Source organism: Paracoccus sp. PAR01 (assembly GCF_014851995.1).
GTDB classification, from domain to species: Bacteria; Pseudomonadota; Alphaproteobacteria; order Rhodobacterales; family Rhodobacteraceae; genus Paracoccus; species Paracoccus litorisediminis.
In genome coordinates, this window is sequence record NZ_JACVAW010000057.1 from 1 (window position 1) to 3,274 (window position 3,274).

Consider the following 3,274-nt stretch of genomic DNA (forward strand, 5'->3'; position numbering starts at 1 on the left):
AGCAGGTCTTCGGGCCGTTCCACGCCCTTCAGCAATTCGTCGAGAACTTCCTTCGAGATCGTCATACATGCTTCCTTTCGGTGAAGCATGGACCCGATCAGTCATACACAAAAGATCGGACACTCCCTGACGAATACAAAAACGCCCATGCAGCGGGCTTGTTCAGATACTTGGCGGGCGCCCTCCGCGCCAGTCGGTGCAGTTGCAGCCTACCCCCTGAGCTGTGCAAAGATCTCCATTTATCTCGATAAGAAGCGATTATCGTAATATTTTCTTGACTACGCAGTTCAAGCGATAGACCAACGGCGGCAGTGATGCGAACATAGCCGACCTTCGCGACCTTTCTCCGTCACTCTTTCTGAAGGTGAAGAAGCAGTTCCCGCGCGAGAGGTGTAATCTCGCCGTGTGACCTCACGCAAAGGGATAGTCGGCGCGTTGCCCAATCTTCCGCAAGACGGATGACCGCGATGTTCATGGCGCTGCGGTAGCGTCTTGCTGCTGTCTCCGGGACTATCCCGATGCCGACGCCGCCCCCCGCCATCATGCAAATATCGGAAAAGGTTCGCAGCGATACGCGCGGCCTGATTGGCTGACCTATGCGTGCGGCTTGAGCGTTCAGATGGTCTTGCAATGCGCCGCCTGCAAGCGACAAAAAGGCTTCACCCGCAAGATCGGAAAGACCGACCTGCCGCGCTGATGCCAAGGCATGATTCCCCGCCACCACCACCACAAGACGGTCCGTCGCGAATGGATGAAGCTCAAGGCCAGTGGTGTCAGCGGTATCTGACAAAACTCCTAGCTCCGCAAACCCTCGGGCAACGCTGCGAGCAATGTCGATGCTCTGGCGCTCCTTCAGTTCGATATCGACTTGCGGATGAGCCGCCAGCCACGGTGCCAGGCGGGAAGGAAGGATTTCGGTTATGGCGGCGGTGTTCGCTAGCAACCGAATCGTGCTGCGGACCCCTTTGGCATATTGCCCGATCTCGCCCCGCATTTGGGCCAACTGATGCAATATCTGACGGGCGTGGTGAAGCAGCGCACTTCCGGCCTCGGTCGGAACCACACCCCGCCTTTGGCGATCAAGCAGCTTTACGCCCCCTATTGCTTCCATATCCCGCAACCGTTCGCTAGCTGCCGCCAAGGATAGGCTCACATCCGCCGCACCATGTGTGATGCTGCCGGCATCGGCAACAGCTAAGAACAGTCGAAGATCTGTCAGGTCAAATCGCATAGCTGCACCGTATCACCCTTCCAGCCTTCGGAATAGCCGAATGCTGGATGCGGCATCTCCGCATTGTGCCGACGCTGGAGCAGGGTAACACAAGTGCATGACCGACATCTCCGTGCCCCTCATCCTTGCGATTGGCGCAACCTTCTTCGCCGCTGGCGCCGTAAAAGGCGTCACCGGCATGGGATTGCCTACCGTTGCAATGGGCATTCTGGGGGCGCTCATATCGCCCCTCGCAGCGGCCAGTCTTCTGATCTTGCCCTCATTCGTCACGAACGTCTGGCAGCTTTTGGGGGGACCATGGTTCTGGTCCATCGCCTTCCGTCTTTGGCCGATGATGCTTGCGAACTTTTTTGGGACCATGCTCGGGGCGGGGTGGCTTGCCGGTGGAGATACGGGCACGGCAACAGTTGTTCTGGGCGTGGCCCTTATGATCTACGCTGGATACACCCTGCTGGCACGGCAACTTTCCGTTCCGGCCAAGATCGAGCCAATGCTGTCGCCAATGGTCGGTGCGGTGACCGGGATCATCAGCGGTGCCACCGGCGTCTTTGTCATCCCGGCCGTGCCCTATCTGCAAGCTCTCGGCTTATCCCGAAATGATTTGGTTCAGGCTTTAGGTCTGTCATTCACGGTATCAACGGTGGCACTGGCGGTCGCGCTTGGCTCGCGTGGGGCTTTCGCTCTGGACACGCTAGGGCTGTCATTGCTGGCTCTTGGCCCGGCCTGGCTCGGCATGTGGGCGGGACAGAAGCTCCGTAACCGCATCAGCCCCACCACCTTCAAGCGGGTGTTCCTGCTGTTCCTGCTCTTGCTCGGAGCAGAGATGGTCCTGCGTCCGGTAACGTGAAGTTTCGCAGCATATGGAGAAGCGCGGAACAGCAGGTGGCGGGCGGCACGCCGCTGTTGGCGCTACTCGATGTTTTAGATGCAAGTTAAGTATAGCCGATGCACACAGTTCGGATGGACTTGATTGCCGGTGTCGTCCGTCGGCTGATATACGAAACCTGATCTAACTCGCACTGACCCCATCGTAGAGGCACTTGTGGTTCTTCTCATGGCGTCGCAGTGCCTGTCTGTTCTCGTGCCGCTTGAGTATCCGGCGAGCTGGCGTAGGCGTGAAACTCGGCATCTCGATCTCCGGAAAGATCATTGCAAGCTCACGGCACTGCGCAGTTCCAAGCGCCTTTAATGCCATCGGCCCTGCCAGCATGGTTTCTGTTAGCGCCCCGTTTGCCCAAACGAGTTCGTGCTGATCCAGGACGAAGTGGAAATATTCGACTTCAGGCACTGCCTCGACGGCGATTCCAGCATATCCGATCAGGTGCTTTGCCGGTACCAGCACCTCCTCCTGACCGAACATTCGTCGAGTAATAGGGGATGATAGCGCGATGCGGTGCTGGGGAGAGACGATCAGATCCTTTTCCGGATACCCCTTGCCCAAGGCACCAGCGGGAATTTTGATTGGCCGAAGTTCAGGGCGTTGGGCGAGAGCTGCCCCTTCGATTTTGCGCGAGCCGATCCATCGTATCGGCTGCGACCCGCGATCCAACGTCTCAACGAGATCACCTACCTGCAGATCTTCGACCTTCTGCAAACCCATGGGGGTAGCGATCAGAGTGCCACGGGTGAAGCAGACAATGGTATCGTCCAGAATAAGTTGGTTGTCCGCGCCGGTCGTATCATCAACGGGCGCTCGGGTCTCTCCGACTGAGAAGGGCTCACCATCGGTCGCAAAATACAGATTCCCCCCGGTAGTGCCGAGCGAAGGGTCACCCTCCTCGTATGGGTAGGAATAGACGTTCAGGCTTTGATTGATCTTGGCCATGTGCGCGCCAGTTTGATTGTCACGCGACATCGGAGAGTTGTTGTTCTGATCGCGCACCACGTATTCCGGCGTGCCGTCATTGTCGACATCGATGGCCTTGTTGCGCAAATGCGGCTAGGGATTCACTGCGCGAATCCAGCATGATAGCTGGCGGCCATGAGCAGACCGGCGAAGACCACGTACAAGACCACCAACTGGCATAGCTACAATCAGGCGCT

At 57.8% G+C, this 3,274-nt stretch carries 3 protein-coding genes; 1 reads left to right on the top strand and 2 read right to left on the bottom strand.

The features are described 5' to 3' along the window. Positions 1–349 precede the first annotated feature (349 nt). Positions 350–1,231: a LysR family transcriptional regulator gene (locus IB235_RS24455; protein ID WP_192338980.1), complete on the bottom strand. Its 882-nt coding sequence runs from the start codon at positions 1,229–1,231 to the stop codon at positions 350–352. Between the two features lie 97 nt (positions 1,232–1,328). On the opposite strand from IB235_RS24455, the gene IB235_RS24460 reads away from it, so the two are divergent. Further along, positions 1,329–2,078 carry a sulfite exporter TauE/SafE family protein gene (locus IB235_RS24460; protein ID WP_192338982.1) on the top strand — a complete coding sequence of 250 codons (750 nt, stop codon included), beginning with the start codon at positions 1,329–1,331 and terminating at the stop codon, positions 2,076–2,078. 162 nt (positions 2,079–2,240) lie between these two features. Here the strand turns inward: IB235_RS24460 and IB235_RS24465 are convergent, their stop codons facing one another. Further along, a complete protein-coding gene (locus IB235_RS24465) occupies positions 2,241–3,164 on the bottom strand; it encodes a Hint domain-containing protein (RefSeq protein ID WP_192338984.1) in 924 nt (307 codons plus the stop codon). Between the last annotated feature and the right edge of the window lie 110 nt (positions 3,165–3,274).

Bases quoted from the DNA above. Each gene is read 5' to 3' on its own strand.
- IB235_RS24455 (WP_192338980.1), bottom strand. From the start codon at position 1,231: ATGCGATTTGACCTGACAGATCTTCGACTGTTCTTAGCTGTTGCCGAT.
- IB235_RS24460 (WP_192338982.1), top strand. From the start codon at position 1,329: ATGACCGACATCTCCGTGCCCCTCATCCTTGCGATTGGCGCAACCTTC.